A 23,350-nucleotide genomic window follows, 5' to 3' on the forward strand; every position below is an offset into this window, starting at 1 on the left:
GATAAAAAGGTGTTTTATTATGTAATTTTATTTAAATTTGATGTATAGAAATCAACTAATCATTATTCGTATGGAAACTTTAGATATCAAAACCGGTTTAGACAAAAATGTCGTCAGTGTTAAGGAATTTGTTTATAAAAACATTACTCCTTATGTAGGAACAGATGCTTTTTTAGTAGGTCCTAGTAAAAAAACAATAGCACTTTGGGAAGTATGTAAAAATGCAACTCTAGAAGAAAGACAAAACAACGGTGTTCGCTCTGTAGATGTAAATACCATTTCTGGAATTGCCAATTTTGAAGCAGGATATATAGATAAAGAGAACGAAGTGATTGTTGGTTTGCAAACTGATGAACTGTTAAAAAGAGCGATGAAACCTTTTGGAGGTTACAAAGTGGTACAGAAAGCATTGCAAGAACACGGATTAGAACCTAGTGAAGAAGTAAACAGATTGTTTACCAAATATGTAAAAACACACAACGATGGTGTATTTGATGTGTATACTAGCGAAATTAAAAAATTTAGATCTCTTGGTTTTTTAACAGGATTGCCTGACAATTATGCTCGTGGTAGAGTTATTGGAGATTACCGTAGAGTGGCTTTGTTTGGAATTGACAAATTGATTCAAGACAAAAAAAGTGATTTAGAAAATATTACAGGCCCCATGTGTGATGCTACCATCCGATTGAGAGAAGAAGTAGCAGAACAAATAAAAGCTTTAAAAGATATGATTGTGATGGGAAATCATTACAATTTAGATTTAAGTCGTCCTGCCAACAATGCTCAAGAAGCCGTTCAATGGACTTACATGGCTTATTTGGCTGCGGTAAAAGAACAAGATGGTGCTGCAATGTCTTTAGGAAACGTATCTACTTTCTTAGATATTTACATTGAACAAGATTTAAAAAATGGAGTGATTAATGAGATAGAAGCTCAAGAATACATCGACCAGTTTGTGATGAAATTAAGAATGGTTCGTCATTTACGTATGGCTGCTTATGATGAAATTTTTGCAGGAGATCCTACTTGGGTTACAGAAGCTATTGGAGGAATGTTGAACGATGGTAGAACAAAAGTAACCAAAACAGCTTTCCGTTTCTTACACACTCTGTACAATTTAGGTCCATCACCAGAACCAAACATTACTGTTTTATGGTCTCCTAAATTACCCGAAAATTTCAGAAAATTCTGTGCAAAAGTAGCAATAGACACTTCATCAATTCAGTTTGAAAACGATGATTTGATGCGTACTTCTAGAGGATCTGATGATTACGGAATTGCTTGTTGTGTTTCTTACCAAGAAATAGGAAAACAAATTCAGTTTTTTGGAGCTCGTACCAACTTAGCTAAAACTTTATTGTTAGCTATTAACGGAGGGAAATGTGAAATTACAGGAACTCAAATGGTCAAAGGAATTGACAAGTGTGATAATGAATACTTAGACTTTTACACGGTAATGTCTAATTTTAAAACGGCAATGAAACAAGTAGCAGGTGTGTATAACGATGCCATGAACATCATTCACTACATGCATGACAAATACTATTACGAAAAAGCACAAATGGCATTGATAGACACCAACCCTCATGTAAACATTGCTTACGGTATTGCAGGTTTGTCTATTGTTGCAGATTCATTATCTGCTATTAAATACGCAAAAGTAAAACCGATTAGAAATGAGCAAGGTTTGACTGTTGACTTTGAAATTGAAGGAGATTTTCCTAAATACGGAAACGATGATGATCGTGTAGATATTTTTGCTCACAATGCTGTAGAAGATTTTAACAATGAATTAAAAAAATTACCTGTATATAAAAATGCAGAACCAACATTGTCTGTGTTAACAATTACCTCTAATGTGGTGTATGGTAAAAAAACAGGAGCAACTCCAGATGGTAGACCTAGTGGTGTACCGTTTGCTCCTGGAGCCAACCCAATGCACGGACGTGATACCAATGGTGCAATTGCTTCGTTAAATTCCGTAGCTAAAATTGATTACAAAGATTCTCAAGATGGAATCTCTAATACCTTCTCTATTGTTCCTAAATCATTAGGAGCTACTCAAGAAGAAAGAATTGATAATTTGGTTGCTACATTAACCGGTTATTTTACCAACGGTGCGCAACACTTAAATGTAAATGTTTTAGACAAAGAAACATTGTTAGATGCAATGGAGCATCCAGAAAATTACCCCCAGCTTACAATTCGTGTATCGGGTTACGCTGTGAATTTCATCCGATTGACCAAAGAACAGCAGTTGGAAGTAATCACTCGTTCTTTTCACGAATCTATGTAAACTAAACCATTATTATAATTTGTTGTAGGGGTTCAAAAAACAAAATTGTCTCTTTATTAGAGTCCACTTTTTAAAAAAACAAAAAGTATCATTAGTGTTTTTTGAATCCCTTTTTTACTTTAAAACTTAAGCCTATCAAAACTTCAGACCACACATTAAGCGTTCATTCCATAGAATCATTTGGTACGCACGACGGACCTGGAATAAGAATGGTTATTTTTTTGCAAGGATGCAAACTAAAATGTCTGTATTGCCACAATCCTGACACGATTGATACGCATGGAGGTACGGAATATGAAATTGAAGAACTAGTACAACGAGCTGTTAAAATGAAAGCTTACTTTGGAGACAAAGGAGGAGTAACCGTTTCGGGTGGAGAACCCATGTTACAAGCAAAAAATCTTATCACTTTTTTTAAAAGACTTAAAGAAGAAGATATTCACACCAATATAGATACCAACGGTAGAGTATTGAATCATCCCGTTATTGAATTGTTAGACAAACACACAGATTTGGTGATGTTAGACATCAAACACATGACAGAAAAAGGATATCAATACATTACAGGAGAAAAAAATAAAGAAACATCCTTTTCTTTTGCCAACTATAGAGAAACATCTGGTAAAAAAATGTGGTTGCGATATGTCTTGATTCCAGAAATCACCAATACTCCAGAATTGTTACATGCACTAGGAGACTACTTTAAAGATTTTGAAACTATTGAACAAATAGAATTGCAACCTTATCATAAGTTGGGAATTCACAAATGGGAAGCCTTGGGTTGGAAGTATGAATTGGAACATGCTAGAGAAAACACCGAAGAAGAGCTACAGAACGCTGCCAATATTCTAAGTAAATACTTTAAAAAAGTAAAAATTAATTAGAAAAACCAAACTTTATGAATTCACAAAAAATAAAAAATCGTTGGTTAATAGCTGTTTCCTCAATTGGTATACATCTATCAATCGGTTCTGTTTATGCTTATTCGGTAATCACCAATCCTGTAAAAGATATTTTTGGAGTAGAAGGAAGTGTCATCAAATGGGCTTTTAAAATCACCATCTTAATTTTAGGATTGTCTGCTGCTTTTCTTGGAAAATGGGTAGACAAAGTTGGTCCTAGATTAAGTGGTACTACTGCTGGTATTTTTTACGGTGTAGGTATTTTAGGAGCAGGATTGTCTGTGCAACTAGGGTCTTTACCTCTATTTTTTATTAGTTATGGTGTTATTGGAGGAATTGGTTTGGGCTTGGGATACATTACTCCGGTAAGCACCTTGGTCAAATGGTTTCCAGACAAAAGAGGCTTGGCTACTGGAATGGCAATTATGGGCTTTGGTTTTGCTGCTCTAATCTTTGGTCCTATTATGGCCAAATTATTTGAATCTGTAGGTGTTGCCAACACCTTTTATATTTTAGGAGTTGTCTATACCATTATTATTTTAGCTTCAGCAAGTTACATAGAAAGACCTCCTGTAGGATATGCACCTGCTGGATTTAAAGATGGAAACAACAACAAAGTAAAAGCAGACATGGCTAATTTAACTGTGAATGAAGCCGTTAAAACTTCAAGATTCTATTATTTATGGATCATGATGTTCATCAACACTTCTTGCGGTATAGCACTGATTGCTGCTGCCAGTCCAATGGTACAAGAAAAACTAAACTATACACCAATGGAAGCTGCTGCAATTGTTGGTTTTATAGGTGTTTTTAATGGCTTGGGAAGACTGTTGTGGTCCACGCTCTCTGATTATATAGGAAGAGTAAATGTTTATATTCTATTTTTTGTTTTTCAAATAGCCGCTTTTTACTTTTTACCCATCATTGGTTCCGAGGTTATGTTTCTAATAATTCTGTTTACCATTATCACTATGTACGGCGGAGGTCATGCAACATTACCCGCTTTTGTAGGAGATTTATTTGGCATCAAACAATTAGGAGCTAATTATGGACTTATTTTAGCTTCATGGGGATTTGCAGGTGTAATAGGTCCAACTATTTACGATGTGGTTCTATCTAAAACAGGTTCGTTAGAAATTACTTTGTGGGTATTCTCCTTATTGTTTATTGTCGCTTTAATCATATCTATATTGATGAAAATGCAAATTATAAAAGCTTACCAAATACAAAAACTAAGAATTTCCATGACTTAGTTGATTATTTTTTTCTGAAAATGACCGGCTTAATAGTCGGTCTTTTTTGTTTCTACTAAAAAAAAATAATTATCTTCGGCTCGTAATAAACCCCAATAACGCTACTTGTGGAAAAGATCAATTCTAAAACATTCATAAAACAATTATTTGTCAAAGATTTATTCGGAAAAGACTCTCACAGAGGTGTTAGCTTGACTTACGCATGGTTGGCCAATCAATTAGGACATTTTACATTAGGTTTTTTCCCTAGTATTGTATTGAGTCTTGTCTTTAAAAATGAACATCCTCCTATATATTACAGCATTATTGTAGCATCTGTTTGGGCGTATTTTGAAGTTTTCAACCTTGTTCTTCCTTTATTTTTTGCTAAAAAAGACATGGTTTTCAAACCTAAATGGAGTCATTTAATTTTTGACACCATTACAGATGTTCTTTATTTTGCATTGGGAGCTATGGTTTCTTGCGTTGTCATCAACCCAAGCAATCTAAATATAAAATGGGTGTCTATTATACTACTCGTTCTTTTGTTTTACCCATTTATTTATTGGTATACAACCAGAATTTACCAACAATATGCCTACTTTCCTTTTCAATATAGATTGTCTCAATGGAAAGGTGAATTTTTAGACGATGAAGAAAAACAAATTGTTGAAACCTATGTAAAACAAGCTCCTAAATCTACTGGAAATCATATTTTGATATATGGTAGTGTAAATGAAGGAAAATCCAACCTTGGAGTTGCCATAGCTAACGAACTAGCTTTAAAAAAACAAACTTGTACTTACACAACTGCAACAAAACTTTATAGTTTATTTCACTCTCCTGATCAGATAAACAACGAACTGTTGTGGACATGGAACAATTGTAAGTTTCTAGTCATTGATGATATTACTCCCGACAAGTACAATACTGTTTCTCATAACGATTTTCTAAAACTTATCGACACTTTAGAAAGTGAAGAAACTAAAAGTAAAGAAATTCTCAAAAACAAAAATGTAATTTGGATTTTAGGAGTTAACAAAGAAGATGAAAAAGAAGAATGGTCAGAACTTTTAGAAACTATTGGCGTGCCTAACTCTAAAATTAGTATTGTTAATCTTTCTTATTAACACAATTAAACCATTCGTTTTTTTGTACTAAAGAATGTTATTTTGATAAGCAAATCCTATCAAGTGAGGTAAACTTTTTACATTAAATCTTTTGTACAAAGGAATTATTCTCTTCTCAATTGCTGATTGAGAAACACCTAGTTCTTCAGCAATTTCTTTAAATGCAAAACCTTTGGCTGCTAAAACCAAAGCTTCTCTCTCTTTTCTAGAAATTGCATAGTGCTGAAAAAGTTCTTTGTTTAGAGCTTCTTCAAATTCGTTAACTTTAGGACCATAAGCTGCATATTGCATTACATTTCCTAATCTTAGCGTTTTAATCAATTCAGAATAACCAATAATTTCTTCTATCTGCCCGTCTTTAGCTTTGTGAATTCCTACTCTAGAAAACAAGGGTACTATAGTTCCATCTTTATGAATTTTTTCCAATTCCAACGTAAAACTATATTCCTCTAAATCTTCTGTAATACTCTTTAGAAACATCATGGCTTTATCATTCAACTCTGCCGAAAACCTTAAAAACTTAGGAGTAGTAATGGTCACAATAGTCAACATAGTAATCTCATCATCTCTATAGCCTAAAATTTCTTCCCATCCTTCTGCATACACCATTCTATTCTCTTTAAAAGAATAAATGTAAACTGCCTGATTTGGAAAGCTAGGTAGAGTAGCATTGTAGTGTTTGTAAATAGCGTGATTCTGATCTACAGGAACATTTGTTAGCAAGCTTTTAGAATAAGAACCAATATTTTCTATATCCATTTTTTAGTAATTCATAAAACTGCGTAAAGACACAGTTGTAAATAATTAATTAGAAATCTATCTTTGTATTGTAGGGATTTGCACGTAAATACCTAAATAAATAAGAATTGCAAAATTACGTTTTTTATTTATATCACGACATAAATTGGGGAGAATTTGCTATGAAAAAGAAAATATTCGTACCCATCAAAAAAGTGTTAGTTAACTCTAACACTTTTTTATTTTTGTCAACTAAACACTTGATTTTTGCTGCTTTATCACAAATCATACATTTCTTTTTTATCTAAGTTACTCAAATAAATCTTTATAGAACCAACCTTCTAACACTTGTGTATCAATTCACTTTCACATCAAAACCATAGACGTTAATTTTTTAAGAAAACCACACTAAACTGCATTTCTAAAGGATCTAAAACAGCAAACAACTTATCTATAAATGGTTTTCCATAACTTTCATAATAATCTGAAAAATTACGTTGTCTCTCTTCTAAAGTTTGATTCGGAAATAACTCATTTTGAAGCAACTCTATGCGTGTAACCAAATCGTACATTTGTTTCTTTTCTGCTTTCAACAATCTTTTTTCCAAATGTTTCAATCCTTTTAACTGCTTTACTTCTTGTGCTTTTACTGCCCCTACAAAAGATTTGTCTGTTTTTGCTGCTAGCAATTCCAATTCTTTAAAAGTAGTTATCAATTGATTTCGTTTGCTTTCAAAGTCAAAATTGATTTGCGAACGTTCTTTTACTTTTTTTGAAATCAGTTCATTTTGAGTCAAAAAGAAATCCGTAAAATCAACTTGTAATTTTCTAGCTTTTTGCTGCTGTTTTTCGGTAACCAACAATGCTGAATTCCTAAGTAACAACATCGGAAAAGGAACTTTAAAAGCTTTGAAAGTAGTTTTTAGTTGCATCCAATAAGCCAACTCACCTCCTCCTCCAACATAACATAAATTGGGCAAAATAACTTCTTGATACAAAGGTCTCAACAAAGCGTTTCCTGAGATTACATCTGTAGAATTTTCTGTAGATTTTAATACCTCTAAAGGAGAATTGAATTGTAATGATGTCTCATTTACTTGAAAAACACCCTCTTTTTTAAGAATACGTTCTCTAAACTGATCTCCAATATAAAACAAATTTACCTCTCTAGGATTTACTTGAATCTTATATCCTTCTTTTTCTAATTTTAAATTGGTTTCAGATACATTTTTAAAACTCGTCTGTGCTTCCAACTCTTGCAAAGCATACGGTTTAAACAATGCTTTTAATTCTTTATCATCTCCATCAATCACTACCAAACCATATTCTCCAAACAAAGCATTGACCAAATAACGAGATGCATCCGTCAAATTTTCATTTTTCAAGTAGGCTTTTTTAAAGATCTCTCTTAATTCCTCTGCATTTTTCCCAAAGTTCAATTGGCTAGAAAATTGTTCAAAAACAGCATCCAATCCTTCTGTAGACAAACGTCCTACTGCTCCTGAAGCTTCTCGTTTCCAAGATATTTTTTTCCCTTTTGAATTAAAATACTGTATTTCTTCAAAATCATGATCTTCTGACGCCATCCAATACACTGGCACAAAGTTTTGTTTTGGATATTTTTCCTTTAAACTTTTACACAAATTGATTACAGAAATAATTTTGTACAAAAAATACAAAGGGCCTGAAAACAAATTTAGTTGATGTCCTGTAGTTATGGTAAATGTATTGGGCAAAACCAACGTGTTTATGTGTTCTTGAGTCAACACACTTGTCTTTAATCCAACATATTGTTGTTCTAAAGCATTGGCTAGTATTTTTCTGCTTTCTGATGAATAAGAAGCTCCTTTTTCTTGAATCTGAGCTTCAAAATTATCAATTGAAGGAAAACGGTTGTAGAAGGGTTGAATAGTTTCTTTTTGTGCCAAATAATCAAGTATTATTTTAGAAAAATATCCAGTGTTTTTATAAGGTATTTGTAGGCTTTCCATAGTATTTTATGTAGTAGAAATATAGGTCGTAAAATTTTTACTGAATTACAAATTTACAAAGAGATCAAAATACATTCAGCAATTATCATTCTGATTTCTTAAAATGCAAGCAAATTTACTGCCGAATATTTTTTAAACGAGTCCAGGCCCTTTTATTTCTTAGCGTGTACAAATAAAAACAGCTAATATCTAATAAAAAATAAAACAAACTAATTCCACTAGGCGGATTGTTACTCGGTAAAAAAGAAAACATACCAAAGGCAGTGTCTGGCCATTTCCAACATCCAAAAGCGGTTCCTCCTATTTCTAAGGCCGCGACTAATAAGTACATAGAAAAAAAGAACAATCTATGTTTGGGTCTTTTCCATAGCAATAAAAACACACAGAGAGTCATGACAAAACCAAAAACATCTTTAAAAAAAACAAGGTAGACCGTAGACAACAACGCTATAAAAATAGCAAAAACCTGCTCTACACTTTTATGATTTTTTTTCACCACCGATGCCTTGCTAAACATAAAAATTCTACCATAAAGTGCTGCATGCCCCAAAGGCACATACAAAGGAACATTTTCCAAACGATACGTGTACATATCCAAACCTCTAGAAAAAAAATGCTCTCCTAAAAAACCAATGAATACAGCATAAATCATAGATTCTTTAACTCTAGGTGTAGATCTAAAATACATTTTTAGAAACCCCAACAGCATTAAAATATTTATAGGAATTTGAGACGGAGTAACGTGTTCTGAAAAATAAATACTATCAAAAAACAAGACAAATACAAACAGTACAAAACGTCCTATTTCTCTATTAAAGATTGATATTATTCTACTCAAATCTTTTTTCTCAACGGATAAGATACGAAGCATTTACAAATTTGTTTAAACGTTTTACAGATTCGTAAATGTAAGAAAAGCTCTGCTTTTAACTAGGAATTAAATCACAATACCAAAAACCAGTATCCCAATCTGTTTTGGTGTCTTTTTGAAAACAATTGTCATCATCATTTTCAGAAGGTTGGTACGTTTTGTGCACTTTTTCACCTGTTTCAAACAAAACTGGAGTTTTAAAAATTGGCCCATCAAAAACAAACGTATGGAATTCTCCATTTTCACCACAAACATCTACATTTTCTGGCAAATCTTTTACAAACTGCTCGTCTATAATTCTACCTACAAAACTTTTGTCCAAATACTGAGCATTTACACAAACCGTGATGGCTTTAAAACCCAAATCTAAAAACTCTTGCAACAAGGTTTTGGTGTCTTGTTTCCACAACGGATACAAACCAGAAATTCCTACTTCGGACAATTTCGCATCTCGATAAGCTTTCAAATCTTCTAAAAAGATATCGCCAAAAAAACAATGTTCATAACCTTCATCTATTATCGTTTTCATAGATTTTTTCATGATTGCATCGTACGCTTTCATAGTTACATTTCCAGAGAACTCAATTTTACGCAAAGGAATTCCTATGGACTTGGCTTGAGCCTCTAACAACTCTTCACGCAATCCGTGCATAGAAACTCGGTTGACATCTTTGTTCATATTGGTCAACAAAAAATCAACCTGAAAGTCAGATTGATTCTGTGTTTTATACAATGCTAAAGACGAGTCCTTTCCAGAGCTCCAATTAAAATAGGCTTTGATCATATGTTATTTATCTATGGAACCTAAAACACGTTTCATAAAACCATTCAAAGCTTCTTTTTGAGGCACTCCTTTTTTAACTTCTTTATCAACCTCAACAGCACCGTACAAATTAGAAATAATTTCTCCTATTACGTCTAATTCCTCATCTTTTAAAGAGCTAACTTCTGTAAGCGCTTCCAAAGTCTCTATGGTTTCGTGTACGTAATCTACATCGTTCTCAGCAATAAACTGAGTCATGTGTTTAATTATGGGTAGCTTCATCGATAAAAGATTTTAAAACGTCTGCTTTATTTGTTTGTACTTGATTTAACAATGTTCCATTTTTAAAAACTGCAAAAGTGGGTAGATTGCTTACATCTGCTAACTTTCTAGATTCTGGATTGTTTTCTGCATCCACTACTAAAAACGCTGCTCCTTCTACTTCTGTAGAAAACTTTTTGAATTTTGGTTTCATAATTCTACAATTCCCACACCATCCTGCAGAATATTGTACAAATACCAATTCGTTATTGTTCACTTCTTCCTGAAGTGTATCTGTTGTTAATTCTCTCATTGTATTTTAATTTTATATATAAAATTGTTAAATGATACGTGTAAAAAAAACCAGATGATTGATTTCATCAACTTTAAACATCTGGTTTTTATTCATACTTTATAGTCTTAAAAATTGAGAGTTTTATTAAAAACGCTTCACAATTCTTGTACTAGAATTTAGTTTTTAGCTAAATAAGCTGCTGTTCCTTTTGCGTTTGGAGACATCGCTTCTTTTCCTTCTTCCCAGTTTGCTGGACAAACTTCTCCATGAGATTGTACGTGTGCATAAGCATCAATCAATCTTAAAAATTCGTTTACGTTACGTCCAACTGGCATGTGGTTGATTCCTTCGTGGAATACAGTTCCTTCTTCGTCAATTAAATAAGTAGCACGGTAAGTTACGTTGTCTCCTTCTTTAATGTAAGTTCCTGTTTCTTCGTTATAAGTTTCATCTGTAACATCTAAAATTCCTAAAATATCAGACAAGTTACGGTTAGAATCTGCCAACAATGGGTACGTTACTCCTTCAATTCCTCCGTTGTCTTTTGCAGTACTTAACCAAGCAAAGTGTACTTCTGGTGTATCACATGAAGCACCAATTACAATAGTGTTTCTTTTTTCAAACTCACCTAAAGCTGCTTGAAAAGCGTGCAATTCTGTAGGACAAACAAAAGTAAAATCTTTTGGATACCAGAATAACAATACTTTCTTCTTGTCTTTTTGAGCTTCTTCTAAAATATTGATTTTAAAAGTATCTCCTAATTCATTCATTGCATCAACTGATAAATTTGGAAATTTTTTCCCTACTGCTGTAGCCATAATATTTGTTTTTATTTGATTAATTTATTTCATTATTCTATGACAAATTTAAGGGCAATGTTGGATTAAACAAGCGGATTTCAATCTATTGTTTTTATATCAACATCAATTTTATTGATAGCAAAAAAATATTCATCATAATTAGTTATAGACACCCTCTCTTTCAGCTATTTTGTAATTTCACCTTTTATATTTCGACTTAAATTTAAAAAATGAGACTTTTTATCACCATTGTACTTTTTACCACTACTTTGTTTGCCCAAACAACAAAAGCTCCTACCAACCCTAAATTAAAAGTTGCCTATTTTGCCAGCGGATGTTTTTGGTGTGTAGAGGCCATTTACGAAAGTGTTTCGGGAGTAGAAGAAGCCATTTCTGGTTATGCAGGCAGTACGGTTAAAAATCCAACCTATAGAACCATTAAAAAAACAGGACACGCAGAAACGGTAGCTGTTTATTACAATCCTAAATTGATTAGCTATGCGGCATTGATTGATGTTTTTTATGCCTCACAAGATCCTACCACCGTAGGGCAAAACCCTGATTTTGGTCACAACTACAGATCCATAATTTTTTATAACAATACTGATGAAAGAGAAATAGCGAAAGCCAAATTTACAGACATCAATACACGTTATCAAGGCAAAGCAGTTACTGAAATTCAACAAATTGACAAATTTTATCCTGCAGAAGATTACCATCAAGATTTTGAAAAAAGAAATCCAGACAATTCGTACATCAAAGCAGTCTCTATTCCTAGGTTAAAAAGGTTTCAAGAAAACTATAAAAATACCAAGCATTAATAAAATCTATACAATTGTAATTATTGGCAAACAAATAGTTTAGCAACAACTCTGTACACAAGGATATACAAAACGTTAAAAACCAAACAACAAACACTATCTCGATCTTAAGATTTGTCATTGCAATCAATTTTCTGTAACTTAAGGGTTCAAACATTTAAATCAAAAATCACCATGAAAAATACAGATTACGACACCTTGTCTCAAGCAATGAATCAATTGACAAAAGAAGGCTATACCGATAGTTTTTCTGCCGAAGAAAATTACATCAAAGCCCTTTATGCCAAAAAAGAATACAATCCTAAAGATTTAAAAATTGACCAAACTTTTAGATTTGATGGGATGACCAACCCTGCTGACGAAACAGAATTGTTTGCTATTTCTGCCAACGATGGAACCCAAGGAACTTTAACCATGTCTTATAGTTCTGAAAACAACCACAATAGAGAATTGATAAAACAGATTAAATAAATCTTTGTTATATAAGGAAACCATGTTACTTTTATCATCTACTTTAAACAAATGGTTTGAAAAGCAGACTACTAAATAGTATCAATCACAACCTTATCTACAGAATCACTTTTTTACTCAGTCTTTTTGGGTTACTCGTGTTTGTCTTAGATTTTGGTTTTAACAAATCTAAAAACCTACAGACAACTGTAAACTTGGTCTATTTTATAGTCCTTACCATGGGGTTGGTTGCCACAGCAATCCGATATTTAAAACAAAACAAAGTTTTAAAACGTAAAGTAATTGTTTTTGATGCTCTTAGTATCATTGTCATTCTTAGCATTGTGTACTTGCACTTTTTTTCTGAGCAATCTCACGAAAAATTATCTATTTTTTACGATGATATTTGGGTAAAACTAGCCATTATTCTAACTTTTATTAGGGAATTTGCAGAACGAAAAGTAACCTACAAAAGAACATTTTTAAACCCTGCACAATTATTCATTGTCAGTTTCTTAATGCTTATTCTTTTAGGTTCTTTTTTACTCATGCTTCCTAACGCAACCTACACACACATTTCTTTTTTAGATGCTTTGTTTACTGCAACTAGTGCTGTATGTGTAACGGGACTTGTTGTGGTAGATACTGGAACTTTTTTTACACAATTTGGACAAACAGTCATTATTATCATGATTCAAATTGGTGGATTGGGAATTTTAACCTTTGCCAGCTATTTTAGCTATTTTTTTAAAGACGGATCTACTTATGAGAATCAATTGGTTTTGGGAGACATGACCAATTCTCAAAAAATGAGTGAAGTTTTTAATACTTTAAAAGGAATTCTATTCATCACCTTCATCATAGAATCTTTAGGAGCGCTTTTAATTTACACCAGCTTAGACAGAAAACTATTCGATTCCTTTTTTGAACACTTGTTTTTTGCTGCCTTCCACTCTGTTTCCGCTTTTTGTAATGCTGGTTTCTCTACGTTATCCAATAGTTTGTATGAAACTGAATTTAGATTCAATTACACTTTACAATTTGTAATTATCTGCATCTTTATGTTGGGTGGATTAGGGTTTCCTATTGTAGTGAACCTTGTAAAATACACCAAATACTTTTTTCTAAGCAGAGTTTTCAGAAGAAAAAGACAAACAGCATACAGACCCTGGGTACTGAATATCAACAGTAGAATTGCACTCATCACCACAACAGCGTTAACCATTGCAGGTACACTTTTGTTTTTTATGAACGAGTACCATTATATTTTATCCGATCAAAAAGGGATGGTGGGTAAATTTGTCACCTCTTTGTTTGCTGCCACCACTCCTAGAACCTCGGGTTTTAACACTATAGACATGGGGGCTTTGCAAATGTCATCTGTTTTATTGATTATATTATTAATGTGGATTGGGGCTTCACCGGCATCTACAGGGGGTGGTATTAAAACCAACACCTTTGCCATTGCAATCCTTAATTTTCTCAGCCTAGCAAAAGGAAAGTCTAGAATTGAAATTTACCGAAGAGAAATTGCCAATGTTTCTATCCGCAGGGCTTTTGCTGTAATCTCTTTGTCGTTGATTGTTATAGGAATTGGAATTTTTGCCGTTTCAGAATTCGATCCACAAATAAAACTCATAGACATTGCTTTTGAATGTTTTTCCGCGTACAGTACCGTCGGTTTAAGTTTGGGAATCACCTCAAGCTTGAGCGTTTCTAGTAAATTTGTCATCATCGTCATTATGTTTATCGGTAGGGTAAGCATGTTGTCTATCATCATAGCAGTGTTCAAAAAAGTAAAACACAAAAATTATAGATATCCTACCGAAGAAATCACCATTAACTAACATCTTATGAAATATATTATAATTGGTCTTGGAAACTTTGGATCATCGTTGGCTGAAAAGTTGACCGAACAAGGAAATGAAGTCATCGGTATAGATACTGACATGGCTAAAGTAGATGCTTACAAAGAACGAATTACACACACCATTTGTATGGATGCTACGGACGAATATACTGTTACAGGACTGCCTTTAAAAGATACAGATGTGGTAGTGGTGGCTATTGGTGAAAACCAAGGAACAAACGTAATGGCAACCGCTTTGTTTAAAAGTTTGAAAGTAAAAAGGTTGATTAGCAAAGCTACAAACCACATTCACAAAAGAGTACTACAAGCCATTGGAGTGGATGAAATTGTTTTGCCAGAGGAAGAATCTGCTGAACGTTGGGCAAAAAAACTATGCCTAAAAGGTCTTGTAAATTCTTATGAATTGGATAGAAACTATAGCATAGTACAAGTAAACATGCCCGAGAAATACAACGGAAAAAGTATTTTAGAAATTCAGATCAAAGAAAAATACAACTTGCTGGTCTTAACCACCATTTCTCATAGCGAAGTAAACACTGCCATTGGTAAAAAAAGAAATGTTTCTACCGTAAAAGGGTTGGCAAATCCTCACGACATTTTATACGAAGGAGACATTTTGGTAGTTTATGGAGCCAACAAAGACATTCAGCGTTTCTTAAAACAATAATTTTTAATTCAAGCTCTGCCTAAACTCTTTGGGGCTTAAACTTGTTTTCTTTTTAAACATTTTGCTAAAATATTGTGGGTACTCAAATCCTAAGGAATAGGCTATTTCACTCGCACTTTCTTTAGAGTTTAACAGCTTATTCTTAGCTTTTTCTATAATGTATTGATGGATGTGTTCTTGCGTACCTTTTCCTGTTTCTTTTCTTAACAAATCACTTAAATATTTAGGAGACATCTTCATCATTTCTCCACAGTATTGTACCATAGGAATTCCTAAACTTAGTTGTTTATTGTTCTGATAATATTCCTTTAACAATTGTTCAAACTGACTTGCTATGTCTTTGTTCAAATTGGTACGGGTATAAAACTGTCTGTCATAAAAACGCACACAGTAATTAAGCAACAATTCTAAATTAGAAATAATGATGGTTTGACTATGAGCATCAATATTACTGTTAAATTCTCTTTCTATTTTATGAAGAATTTCTGTAGCAACAATTCTTTCATCATCAGACAAATGCAAAGCTTCGTTAGAGGCATAAGAAAAAAACGAATACTGATCTATTCTTTTTCCTAACTCTGATTTCCTGATCAAATCTGGATGAAATACAATGCTCCATCCTGTATCTTGTTTATTTACTTGTTGTTTTTCAAATTCTAGTATCTGATTGGGAGCCATAAACATCATAGAACCTTCTTCAAAATCATAGGAATTTCTTCCGTAATTAGAAATGGTAAACGGACAAGTATCTTTTAAACTGATATGATACAAACCTAAAGAATATCTAAACTTCTCCAGCTCTATCTCTTCTAACTTATTGGCTACTCTCATCACTGTAATTAACGGATGTTTGGGTTTTTCCATTCCAAAAAATTCGTGGAGTTTTGTTATGCTATCAATGTAGATGATTTCTTTCATAATTGTTTATAATTTTTCCCACCAATGCGTGTAATTTGTAATGGAATCTTTCACAAAAAACTGCTCTCCTATTTTAGGAGTAATTACTTGTAAATTCAATCCCTCTGCTTTAGATTGTAAACGTTCTACAGGATCTGTCCAACTATGCAATGCCAACTTAAATCCTCCCCAGTGAATAGGCATGATTCTTTTTGTTTGTACATCTATTCCTGCTTGTGCTGTTTCCTCGGGCATCATGTGTATGTCAGACCACATTTTGTTGTATTGCCCACATTCCATCAAAGCCAAGTCAAAAGGACCGTATTTATTACCTATTTCTGTAAAATGAGTAGCATAACCACTATCTCCACTAAAAAACAAATTTTCATCTTTAGATTGTATCACCCAAGAACTCCACAACGTACTTTGACCATTGTTCAACTTTCTACCCGAAAAATGCTGTGCGGGAGTACAGACCAAAGTGATGTCTTTAAACGTAGTTTCTTGCCACCAATCCATTTCCGTAATTTTATCTTTAGCAATTCCCCAAGCCGTTAAATGAGTCCCCACTCCAAGAGGCACAAAAAACTGATTGGTTTTGTCTTTTAATTTCATCACAGACTCGTAATCCAAATGATCGTAATGATCGTGAGAAAAAATAATGGCATCTATTTCTGGCAACTCTTCAATAGTTAACGGAAATTCGGTGTTAAATCTATTTCCTCCCAACAACGGATGTGGAGCAGCAACTTTTCCAAACATAGGATCTATCAATATATTTTGTCCATCCATTTGCAATAAAAAAGCAGAATGTCCAAACCAAACCAATCTTGCAGCTCCTTTGTAATGGGCTACCTCATCAGCAGATAACTTTTTTACTTTTAAGTCTTCCATAGGTCTATCCTTAGGAACTTTTGTGGTAAAAAAAGTATACATCAATTTTATATTTTCAGAAAAACTCAATTTTTTAGGAACCAGATTGGTATTGTTAAATTTCCCATCTTTATATTGATGAGAAGCTTGGTATATTTTCTGTTGTTCTTCAGAAACGTCACCTCCTAAACTCGGAGTAAAATTGATAAACAGTATGTAAACTAGGATCAATACACCTATAATAGCAAAAATTGTAATCATTATTTTTTTTAATATATTTTTCATCATGTTATAAAAGAATCTCTTTACAATGTTGAATTGATGTATCAAAAAAACCTTCTCATTTTTTAAACACTATCAATATTACAACAAAACTATCACAAATGTAGTTGTGAAAATGTATCCTAATTGCTGATAGTTGAATCCTTTTTGCATAATTATAGAACGAATCACGGTTTACTTAACCAAAAGGTCATCGAGCGTGGTTGCAGAACTCAGTCGAAGTAAAGTCAAGATGAAAAACTCAGAACTAAAAGGCCATCTAGCGCAGTCGAGATGAAAAAACTTAGAACTCCATACAAACAAGTCATTTATATGTTTACAATTAGTATAAAAAAACGACAACCGAAGTTGCCGTTTTAAATGTTTTCACAACGGAATAATCCTTATTGTGAATTGATTTCAAATTGTATTGCTAATATAAAAAGATTTGGTAAATATTAACATAAATCACTACATTTAATTCTATCTTTTAAAATTGCTAAAAGAACACCTTTACTTAAAAATTAAAATTATCTCTTATTTACTATAAATATCAGAATAATACGTCAATTTAAATATGAAAAAAATACTAGGATTAGACTTAGGAACCACCTCTATTGGTTGGGCTTTGGTACATGAAGCTGAAAAAGAAAATGAAACATCTAAAATAATAAAACTTGGAGTTAGGGTAAATCCTCTAAGTACAGATGAAATTACAGATTTTGAAAAAGGAAACCCTTTATCTGTAAATGCAGACAGAACTCTTAAAAGAGGTGCTCGTAGAAGTTTACAACGCTTTAAATTGAGAAGAAAGAATTTAATTGAAATTTTAATTAAGTACAATATCATAAATTCTGACACTATTTTAACAGAAATAGGAAGTAATTCTACCTACGAAACTTTATACCTTAGAAATAAAGCAGCTAAAGAAAAAGTTGCAAAAGAAGAGTTTGCTAGAATTCTTTTGTCCATCAATAAAAAGAGAGGATATAAAAGTAGTAGAAAGGCAAAAAATGAGGAAGAAGGAACTTTGATTGATGGAATGTCTGTTGCTAAAGAATTGTATGAGAACAATTATACTCCTGGACAATATGTTTATCAACTTCTATTAGAAGATAAAAATTATATCCCAGACTTTTATCAATCAGATTTAAAAAATGAGTTTCTAGAAATATGGAATTTTCAAAAAGAATTTTATCCTGAGATTTTGACTGATGAACTTTTTCAGAGTTTAGAAGGAAAAAATAAAAACCAAACATGGGCTATTTGTAAAGAACCTTTTGACATCAAAGGAATTACTCAAAAAGGTAATGCTACTGAGAAAAGATTAGAAAAATATAAATGGAGAAGCGAATCCTTAAAAAATAAAGTTGATTTAGAAACGTTAGCCATTGTATTGCAGGAAATAAACAATGATTTAAATAAATCCAGTGGTTATTTAGGAGCTATTGGAGATAGAAGTAAAAAACTATATTTTAATAAAATAACTGTAGGCCAATATTTATATAAACAAATAGAAAAAGACCCACATACAAGTTTAAAAAACCAAGTGTTTTATAGACAAGATTATTTAGATGAATTTGAACAAGTTTGGGAAACACAAGCCAAATTCCACTCTGAATTAACAATTGAGCTAAAAGAAGAAATAAGAGATGTTATTATTTTTTATCAACGAAAATTAAAATCACAAAAAGGATTGATTAGCATTTGTGAGTTTGAACAAAAAACAATTGAAGTTGCTATTGGGGACAGTAGCAAAAAGAAAACCATAGGTCCACGAGTTGTTCCTAAATCATCTCCTGTGTTCCAAGAATACAAAATATGGCAAGTACTAAATAATCTTAGTTTTACACCTAAAAAAGAAACCACAACAGACCTTTTTAATCAAGAGTTTCCTGAAGAAATACTACCCTTAGAATCTAAAAAACTGTTATTTGAGGAGTTAAATCTTAGAGGTACTCTAAAAGCCAATAGTGTATTTAAACTCTTAAAATTAAATACTAAAGATTGGAAATGTAATTTTACTGATATTGAAGGGAACAACACCAATCAAGCTATTTATAATGTACTACAACAAATTTCTGAAAACGAAGGGCATGGTTTTGATTGGAACAAAAAAAATGCCTTTGAAATAAAAGAAGAATTAAAGGCTACATTACCAATCATAGGAATCAATCCTAATATTTTAGATTTTGACATTAATGATGATAACTTTGAACAACAACTTTCCTATCAATTATGGCATTTGTTATACTCAGCCGAAGATGATTCAAAGATTAGCAAAGTAGATGAGGCTATCTATGGTAAAACAGCTGTAAACCTTAAAAAGAAACTTCATTTAAAATTTGGGATTCCTGTAAAGTATACTTCTCTATTTGCTAATATTAGTTTACAGTCAGATTATGGAAACCTAAGTACTAAGGCTATCCGAAAAATTATTCCTCACTTACAAGATGGAAATGAATATTCACAAGCTTGTACGTTGGCTGGTTATAATCACTCTAACAGTATTACCCAAGAAGAAAATTTAAAGAGAGAGTTAAAAGTAAAACTAGAACTGTTACCTAAAAACAGTTTAAGAAATCCTGTTGTAGAAAAGATTTTAAATCAATTGGTAAATGTTGTCAATCAAATTATTGATACCTATGGAAAACCTGATGAAATTAGAATTGAACTAGCTAGAGAGTTAAAAAAATCGGCAAAGCAACGAAAAGAAATGACTTCTGGAATTGCATTAGCAACAAAAAGAAATCAAGAATACAAAAAGATTTTACAAAAAGCACCTTTTAATATTAAAAATCCTACTAAAAATGATGTGGTTAAATATCGTTTGTATCAAGAGTTAGAAACAAATGGTTACAAAACATTATACACCAATCAATATATAGCACCACAAAAATTGTTTTCTAAAGAAATAGATATAGAACACATTATACCAAAAGCCAAATTGTTTGATGATTCTTTTTCTAACAAAACATTAGCATTTAGAACGGTGAATCTTATAAAATCAGACATGACTTCTTACGATTTCATGGAAGACAAATACAATAATGATTTAGAAAATTATGTTTTAAGAGTAAAAACTTTGTACGATAGTGGTGTGATTTCCAAGGGAAAATATACCAAACTTTTAATGAAAGAAAGTAATTTACCCGATGGATTTATTGAAAGAGATTTAAAAAATACGCAATACATTGCTAAGAAAGCGAAAAATATGTTGCATGAGGTCGTTAGAAATGTAGTTCCTACCACAGGTAGTATTACAGACAAACTAAGAGAAGACTGGGATTTAATTAATGTAATGAAAGAATTAAATCTTCCTAAATACAGAGAACTTGGTTTAACTGTTTTAGAAGAACGAAAAAATGGAAATAAAGTTGAACAAATTATAGATTGGACCAAACGAAACGACCATAGACACCATGCTATGGATGCTTTAGCAGTAGCTTTCACAACACACAATCATATTCAATATATTAATAACCTAAAGGCTAAAAATAACGAAACGAGCCCTATATATTCAATACAACAACTTGTCACAAGCAAGAATGATAAAGGGAAAAGAATATTTTCACAACCTATGCCTAACTTTAGAACAGAAGCTAAAAAACACATAGAAAGTATTTTAATCTCTTTTAAAACTAAAAACAAAGTAGCAACAAAAAATATAAATAAAACTAAAAAAGAAGGAGGTTATAATATTCAAAAAGCTAAAACTCCTAGAGGGCAATTGCATAAAGAAACAGTTTACGGACGTTCTAAAAAAGAAATAGTAAAACAAGAGAAAATTGGTACAGCCTTTACTGTTGATAAAATCAACACAGTTACACAACCAGAATACAGAGCTTTATTACTAAAAAGAATAACTGAATTTAACAATGATCCTAAAAAGGCTTTTAGTGGTAAAAATGCGCTTAGTAAAACTCCCTTATTTTTAGCAAATGGTAAAGAAATGCCTTTATTGATTACCACTAAAAAATATGAAAATGTATATACCATTCGTAAAGAAATAAGCCCTGATTTAAAAATAGAAAAGGTACTAGATGCTAAAGTAAAAGAACTTTTATACAAAAGAGTAGAAACTTTTAATGGTGATAAAAAAGCTGCTTTCTCTAACTTAGATACTAACCCTATTTGGTTAAATAAAGAAAAGGGAATCGCTATCAAAAGAGTTACCATTTCTGGAGTTGCCAACGTAGAATCTTTACATGATAAAAAAGACCATTTGGGTAATCTTATTTTAGATGCTAAGGGTAATACACAAGCAGTAGATTTTGTAAGTACAGGAAATAATCATCATGTGGCTATTTACAAAGATGAAAAAGGAAAGCTACAAGAACAAATAGTTTCTCTGTTTGATGCGATTGCTAAAGTCAATCAAAATCTGCCTATAGTGAATAAAAATTACAACAAAGACAAAGGTTGGGAATTTTTATTCACACTAAAGCAAAATGAACTATTTATTTTTCCAACAGATGATTTCAACCCCAAAGAAATAGATTTATTAGACACAAACAACTATCATTTGATTAGCCCACATCTTTTTAGAGTGCAAAGTATCTCTACTAAAGACTACTTTTTTAGAAATCACTTAGAAACTACTGTTACTAACAATATAGAATTCACTTATAAAAGAATTAGAAATTGTAATGCATTAAAAGAGTTAATTAAAGTTAGAACCAATCACTTAGGTAATATAGTTCAAGTAGGAGAGTATTAAAATTATATGTTATGATCAAAAGAACCATCTACATAGGAAACCCAGCCCACCTCAAACTAAAACATCAACAATTGTTGGTGCAAGAACCTTTAGGAGAAGTCAAAGGGTCTGTCCCTATAGAAGACATAGCGTTGTTGATCTTAGATCATTATCAAATTACCATCAGTACCCAAGTCATCAATAGCTTACAAGGAAATGGAGTGTGTATTGTAACCTGCGATGCACACCACTTGCCTTTTGGAATTACTTTACCGCTTTACGGACATAGTGAACATTCCGAACGTGTTAAATATCAACTGGATGTTAGTGAACCTTTAAAAAAACAATTATGGAAGCAAACCATTCAACAAAAAATTAAAAACCAAGAAGCTTTACTAAAACTCAACAACCGAGTCCATGAGCCTATGGAGGAATATAGAACCGCTACCAAAAGTGGAGATACTACTAATACTGAAGGAAAAGCGGCACAGTATTATTGGAAACATTTGTTTCCAGAATTTCAACGTAATCGTTTTGGCGATGCTCCCAATACACTCCTAAATTTTGGCTATGCTATTTTGCGAAGCATTGTTGCTAGAGCTTTGGTAAGTTCAGGACTGCTACCTGTATTAGGCTTGTTTCATAAAAACAAATACAACCCTTATTGCTTAGCAGATGATATCATGGAGCCTTACAGACCTTTTGTAGATAAAATGGTGGTAAACCATGTTAATAATTATGGAGATACTGACGAATTAACCAAAGAAGTAAAAGCCTATTTATTAGGTATTGCGACACAAGATGTTTGGATAGATGGACAACAAAGGCCTTTACTAGTAGCAGTAACTACTACAACAGCCTCTTTGTACAAATGTTATACAGGAGAATTACGAACCATTAAATATCCTGAATTAGATTAACCATGTCACAAGACAGATTTAACGCTTATAGAATTATGTGGGTATTGGTGTTTTTTGATTTGCCTACCGAAACAAAAGTAGAACGAAGAGCAGCTAATTTATTTCGTAAAGATTTAATTAGAGATGGATTTGATATGTTTCAATTCTCCATCTATTTACGTAATTGTCCTAGTAGGGAAAATGCCAATGTACACATCAAACGTGTTAAAAATGCCTTACCCAAGCATGGTAAAATAGGAATCTTATGCGTTACAGACAAGCAATTTGGAAATATGGAATTGTTTCATGGTAAAAAACAAACAGACTTACCAAGTACAACCCAACAATTAGAGCTTTTTTAACAATGGTCTTCGAGCGAAGTCGAGAAGAAAACCTCACAAAAAACATTAAATCAGTTGAAAGGTCATCTAGCAGTATCGAGATTAGAAAAACTTAATTATACAGAATAAAACACAGACGCGCAACACGTAAATAGTTCTCGACTTCGCTCGAACACCAAACATAGAATTGAAAAACTTAGGTTTAAACATTCACGATATTTTAGCCCCCAATAAATTCGGAGTGATATTTTAAATTTCAAATAGATAAATTTGAGATATGAAATACAAGAAAT

At 32.4% G+C, this 23,350-nt stretch carries 20 protein-coding genes; 11 read left to right on the plus strand and 9 right to left on the minus strand.

The genetic code is table 11. The features are described 5' to 3' along the window. The first annotated feature begins 70 nt into the window (after nucleotides 1-70). From pflB to Q4548_RS15150, 4 genes are all read left to right on the plus strand, one after another. Entirely contained in the window at nucleotides 71-2,296 is a 2,226-nt protein-coding gene (gene pflB / locus Q4548_RS15135; RefSeq protein WP_303456402.1) for a formate C-acetyltransferase, read from the plus strand. Between the two features lie 101 nt (nucleotides 2,297-2,397). Next, nucleotides 2,398-3,180 carry a pyruvate formate-lyase-activating protein gene (gene pflA / locus Q4548_RS15140; RefSeq protein ID WP_303456405.1) on the plus strand — a complete coding sequence of 261 codons (783 nt, stop codon included), beginning with the start codon at nucleotides 2,398-2,400 and terminating at the stop codon, nucleotides 3,178-3,180. A 14-nt stretch (nucleotides 3,181-3,194) separates the two neighbouring features. Continuing rightward, nucleotides 3,195-4,451 carry an OFA family MFS transporter gene (locus Q4548_RS15145; RefSeq protein ID WP_303456408.1) on the plus strand — a complete coding sequence of 419 codons (1,257 nt, stop codon included), beginning with the start codon at nucleotides 3,195-3,197 and terminating at the stop codon, nucleotides 4,449-4,451. A 107-nt stretch (nucleotides 4,452-4,558) separates the two neighbouring features. Next, a complete protein-coding gene (locus Q4548_RS15150; RefSeq protein WP_303456410.1) occupies nucleotides 4,559-5,560 on the plus strand; it encodes a hypothetical protein in 1,002 nt (333 codons plus the stop codon). A 27-nt stretch (nucleotides 5,561-5,587) separates the two neighbouring features. Here the strand turns inward: Q4548_RS15150 and Q4548_RS15155 are convergent, their stop codons facing one another. The 7 genes from Q4548_RS15155 to Q4548_RS15185 all read right to left on the minus strand — a co-directional run bounded on the left by Q4548_RS15155 (nucleotide 5,588) and on the right by Q4548_RS15185 (nucleotide 11,297). Then, nucleotides 5,588-6,319 (minus strand): LuxR C-terminal-related transcriptional regulator, encoded by a 732-nt coding sequence (locus Q4548_RS15155; RefSeq protein WP_303456413.1) that lies wholly within the window; start codon nucleotides 6,317-6,319, stop codon nucleotides 5,588-5,590. Nucleotides 6,320-6,684: 365 nt separating this feature from the next. Then, the gene (gene bshC, locus Q4548_RS15160; RefSeq protein WP_303456416.1) at nucleotides 6,685-8,289 is read right to left on the minus strand and encodes a bacillithiol biosynthesis cysteine-adding enzyme BshC; all 1,605 of its coding nucleotides are present in this window, start codon (nucleotides 8,287-8,289) and stop codon (nucleotides 6,685-6,687) included. Nucleotides 8,290-8,404: 115 nt separating this feature from the next. Then, nucleotides 8,405-9,160 (minus strand): hypothetical protein, encoded by a 756-nt coding sequence (locus tag Q4548_RS15165; protein WP_303456418.1) that lies wholly within the window; start codon nucleotides 9,158-9,160, stop codon nucleotides 8,405-8,407. Nucleotides 9,161-9,215: 55 nt separating this feature from the next. After that, complete coding sequence (locus Q4548_RS15170; protein ID WP_303456420.1) at nucleotides 9,216-9,944, minus strand: diphthine--ammonia ligase; 729 nt, start codon at nucleotides 9,942-9,944, stop codon at nucleotides 9,216-9,218. Between the two features lie 3 nt (nucleotides 9,945-9,947). Next, complete coding sequence (locus Q4548_RS15175) at nucleotides 9,948-10,205, minus strand: DUF6952 family protein (RefSeq protein ID WP_303456422.1); 258 nt, start codon at nucleotides 10,203-10,205, stop codon at nucleotides 9,948-9,950. Then, entirely contained in the window at nucleotides 10,186-10,497 is a 312-nt protein-coding gene (locus tag Q4548_RS15180; RefSeq protein ID WP_303456424.1) for a co-chaperone YbbN, read from the minus strand. Before Q4548_RS15180 ends, Q4548_RS15175 begins: the two co-directional genes overlap by 20 nt. Before the next feature lie 158 nt (nucleotides 10,498-10,655). Next, a complete protein-coding gene (locus tag Q4548_RS15185) occupies nucleotides 10,656-11,297 on the minus strand; it encodes a peroxiredoxin (protein WP_303456426.1) in 642 nt (213 codons plus the stop codon). A 212-nt stretch (nucleotides 11,298-11,509) separates the two neighbouring features. Here Q4548_RS15185 and msrA point away from each other — a divergent pair, with 212 nt between their 5' ends. From msrA to Q4548_RS15205, 4 genes are all read left to right on the plus strand, one after another. Beyond that, nucleotides 11,510-12,100 (plus strand): peptide-methionine (S)-S-oxide reductase MsrA, encoded by a 591-nt coding sequence (gene msrA, locus Q4548_RS15190; protein ID WP_303456428.1) that lies wholly within the window; start codon nucleotides 11,510-11,512, stop codon nucleotides 12,098-12,100. Between the two features lie 174 nt (nucleotides 12,101-12,274). Next, nucleotides 12,275-12,571: a phosphoribosylpyrophosphate synthetase gene (locus Q4548_RS15195; RefSeq protein WP_303456430.1), complete on the plus strand. Its 297-nt coding sequence runs from the start codon at nucleotides 12,275-12,277 to the stop codon at nucleotides 12,569-12,571. Nucleotides 12,572-12,627: 56 nt separating this feature from the next. Further along, nucleotides 12,628-14,397: a TrkH family potassium uptake protein gene (locus tag Q4548_RS15200; protein WP_303456433.1), complete on the plus strand. Its 1,770-nt coding sequence runs from the start codon at nucleotides 12,628-12,630 to the stop codon at nucleotides 14,395-14,397. 6 nt (nucleotides 14,398-14,403) lie between these two features. After that, entirely contained in the window at nucleotides 14,404-15,087 is a 684-nt protein-coding gene (locus Q4548_RS15205) for a TrkA family potassium uptake protein (protein WP_303456435.1), read from the plus strand. Between the two features lie 3 nt (nucleotides 15,088-15,090). On the opposite strand, the gene Q4548_RS15210 is transcribed toward Q4548_RS15205, so the two are convergent. After that, the gene (locus Q4548_RS15210) at nucleotides 15,091-16,005 is read right to left on the minus strand and encodes an AraC family transcriptional regulator (RefSeq protein ID WP_303456436.1); all 915 of its coding nucleotides are present in this window, start codon (nucleotides 16,003-16,005) and stop codon (nucleotides 15,091-15,093) included. A 6-nt stretch (nucleotides 16,006-16,011) separates the two neighbouring features. After that, nucleotides 16,012-17,118 (minus strand): MBL fold metallo-hydrolase, encoded by a 1,107-nt coding sequence (locus Q4548_RS15215; RefSeq protein WP_303456438.1) that lies wholly within the window; start codon nucleotides 17,116-17,118, stop codon nucleotides 16,012-16,014. A 577-nt stretch (nucleotides 17,119-17,695) separates the two neighbouring features. On the opposite strand from Q4548_RS15215, the gene cas9 reads away from it, so the two are divergent. From cas9 to cas2, 3 genes are read left to right on the plus strand one after another with little or no spacing between them, the layout of a single operon-like run. Beyond that, nucleotides 17,696-21,838 (plus strand): type II CRISPR RNA-guided endonuclease Cas9, encoded by a 4,143-nt coding sequence (gene cas9 / locus Q4548_RS15220; RefSeq protein WP_303456440.1) that lies wholly within the window; start codon nucleotides 17,696-17,698, stop codon nucleotides 21,836-21,838. An 11-nt stretch (nucleotides 21,839-21,849) separates the two neighbouring features. Next, nucleotides 21,850-22,737 carry a type II CRISPR-associated endonuclease Cas1 gene (gene cas1 / locus Q4548_RS15225; protein ID WP_303456442.1) on the plus strand — a complete coding sequence of 296 codons (888 nt, stop codon included), beginning with the start codon at nucleotides 21,850-21,852 and terminating at the stop codon, nucleotides 22,735-22,737. A gap of 2 nt (nucleotides 22,738-22,739) precedes the next feature. Next, on the plus strand, nucleotides 22,740-23,078 hold the full coding sequence (cas2, locus tag Q4548_RS15230; RefSeq protein WP_303456445.1) for a CRISPR-associated endonuclease Cas2: 339 nt from the start codon (nucleotides 22,740-22,742) through the stop codon (nucleotides 23,076-23,078). Nucleotides 23,079-23,350 lie beyond the last annotated feature (272 nt).

Source organism: Wenyingzhuangia sp. 2_MG-2023 (genome assembly GCF_030548295.1).
Lineage (GTDB): Bacteria > Bacteroidota > Bacteroidia > Flavobacteriales > Flavobacteriaceae > Wenyingzhuangia.

What these genes read in the sequence shown, in the direction of transcription:
- pflB (WP_303456402.1), top strand. Translation starts at nt 71, where the DNA reads ATGGAAACTTTAGATATCAAAACCGGTTTAGACAAAAATGTCGTCAGT.
- Q4548_RS15195 (WP_303456430.1), top strand. Translation starts at nt 12,275, where the DNA reads ATGAAAAATACAGATTACGACACCTTGTCTCAAGCAATGAATCAATTG.
- Q4548_RS15215 (WP_303456438.1), bottom strand. Translation starts at nt 17,118, where the DNA reads ATGATTACAATTTTTGCTATTATAGGTGTATTGATCCTAGTTTACATA.
- Q4548_RS15170 (WP_303456420.1), bottom strand. Translation starts at nt 9,944, where the DNA reads ATGATCAAAGCCTATTTTAATTGGAGCTCTGGAAAGGACTCGTCTTTA.
- Q4548_RS15180 (WP_303456424.1), bottom strand. Translation starts at nt 10,497, where the DNA reads ATGAGAGAATTAACAACAGATACACTTCAGGAAGAAGTGAACAATAAC.
- bshC (WP_303456416.1), bottom strand. Translation starts at nt 8,289, where the DNA reads ATGGAAAGCCTACAAATACCTTATAAAAACACTGGATATTTTTCTAAA.
- Q4548_RS15185 (WP_303456426.1), bottom strand. Translation starts at nt 11,297, where the DNA reads ATGGCTACAGCAGTAGGGAAAAAATTTCCAAATTTATCAGTTGATGCA.
- msrA (WP_303456428.1), top strand. Translation starts at nt 11,510, where the DNA reads ATGAGACTTTTTATCACCATTGTACTTTTTACCACTACTTTGTTTGCC.
- Q4548_RS15155 (WP_303456413.1), bottom strand. Translation starts at nt 6,319, where the DNA reads ATGGATATAGAAAATATTGGTTCTTATTCTAAAAGCTTGCTAACAAAT.
- Q4548_RS15145 (WP_303456408.1), top strand. Translation starts at nt 3,195, where the DNA reads ATGAATTCACAAAAAATAAAAAATCGTTGGTTAATAGCTGTTTCCTCA.
- cas9 (WP_303456440.1), top strand. Translation starts at nt 17,696, where the DNA reads ATGAAAAAAATACTAGGATTAGACTTAGGAACCACCTCTATTGGTTGG.
- Q4548_RS15165 (WP_303456418.1), bottom strand. Translation starts at nt 9,160, where the DNA reads ATGCTTCGTATCTTATCCGTTGAGAAAAAAGATTTGAGTAGAATAATA.
- Q4548_RS15210 (WP_303456436.1), bottom strand. Translation starts at nt 16,005, where the DNA reads ATGAAAGAAATCATCTACATTGATAGCATAACAAAACTCCACGAATTT.
- cas1 (WP_303456442.1), top strand. Translation starts at nt 21,850, where the DNA reads ATGATCAAAAGAACCATCTACATAGGAAACCCAGCCCACCTCAAACTA.
- cas2 (WP_303456445.1), top strand. Translation starts at nt 22,740, where the DNA reads ATGTCACAAGACAGATTTAACGCTTATAGAATTATGTGGGTATTGGTG.
- Q4548_RS15205 (WP_303456435.1), top strand. Translation starts at nt 14,404, where the DNA reads ATGAAATATATTATAATTGGTCTTGGAAACTTTGGATCATCGTTGGCT.
- Q4548_RS15175 (WP_303456422.1), bottom strand. Translation starts at nt 10,205, where the DNA reads ATGAAGCTACCCATAATTAAACACATGACTCAGTTTATTGCTGAGAAC.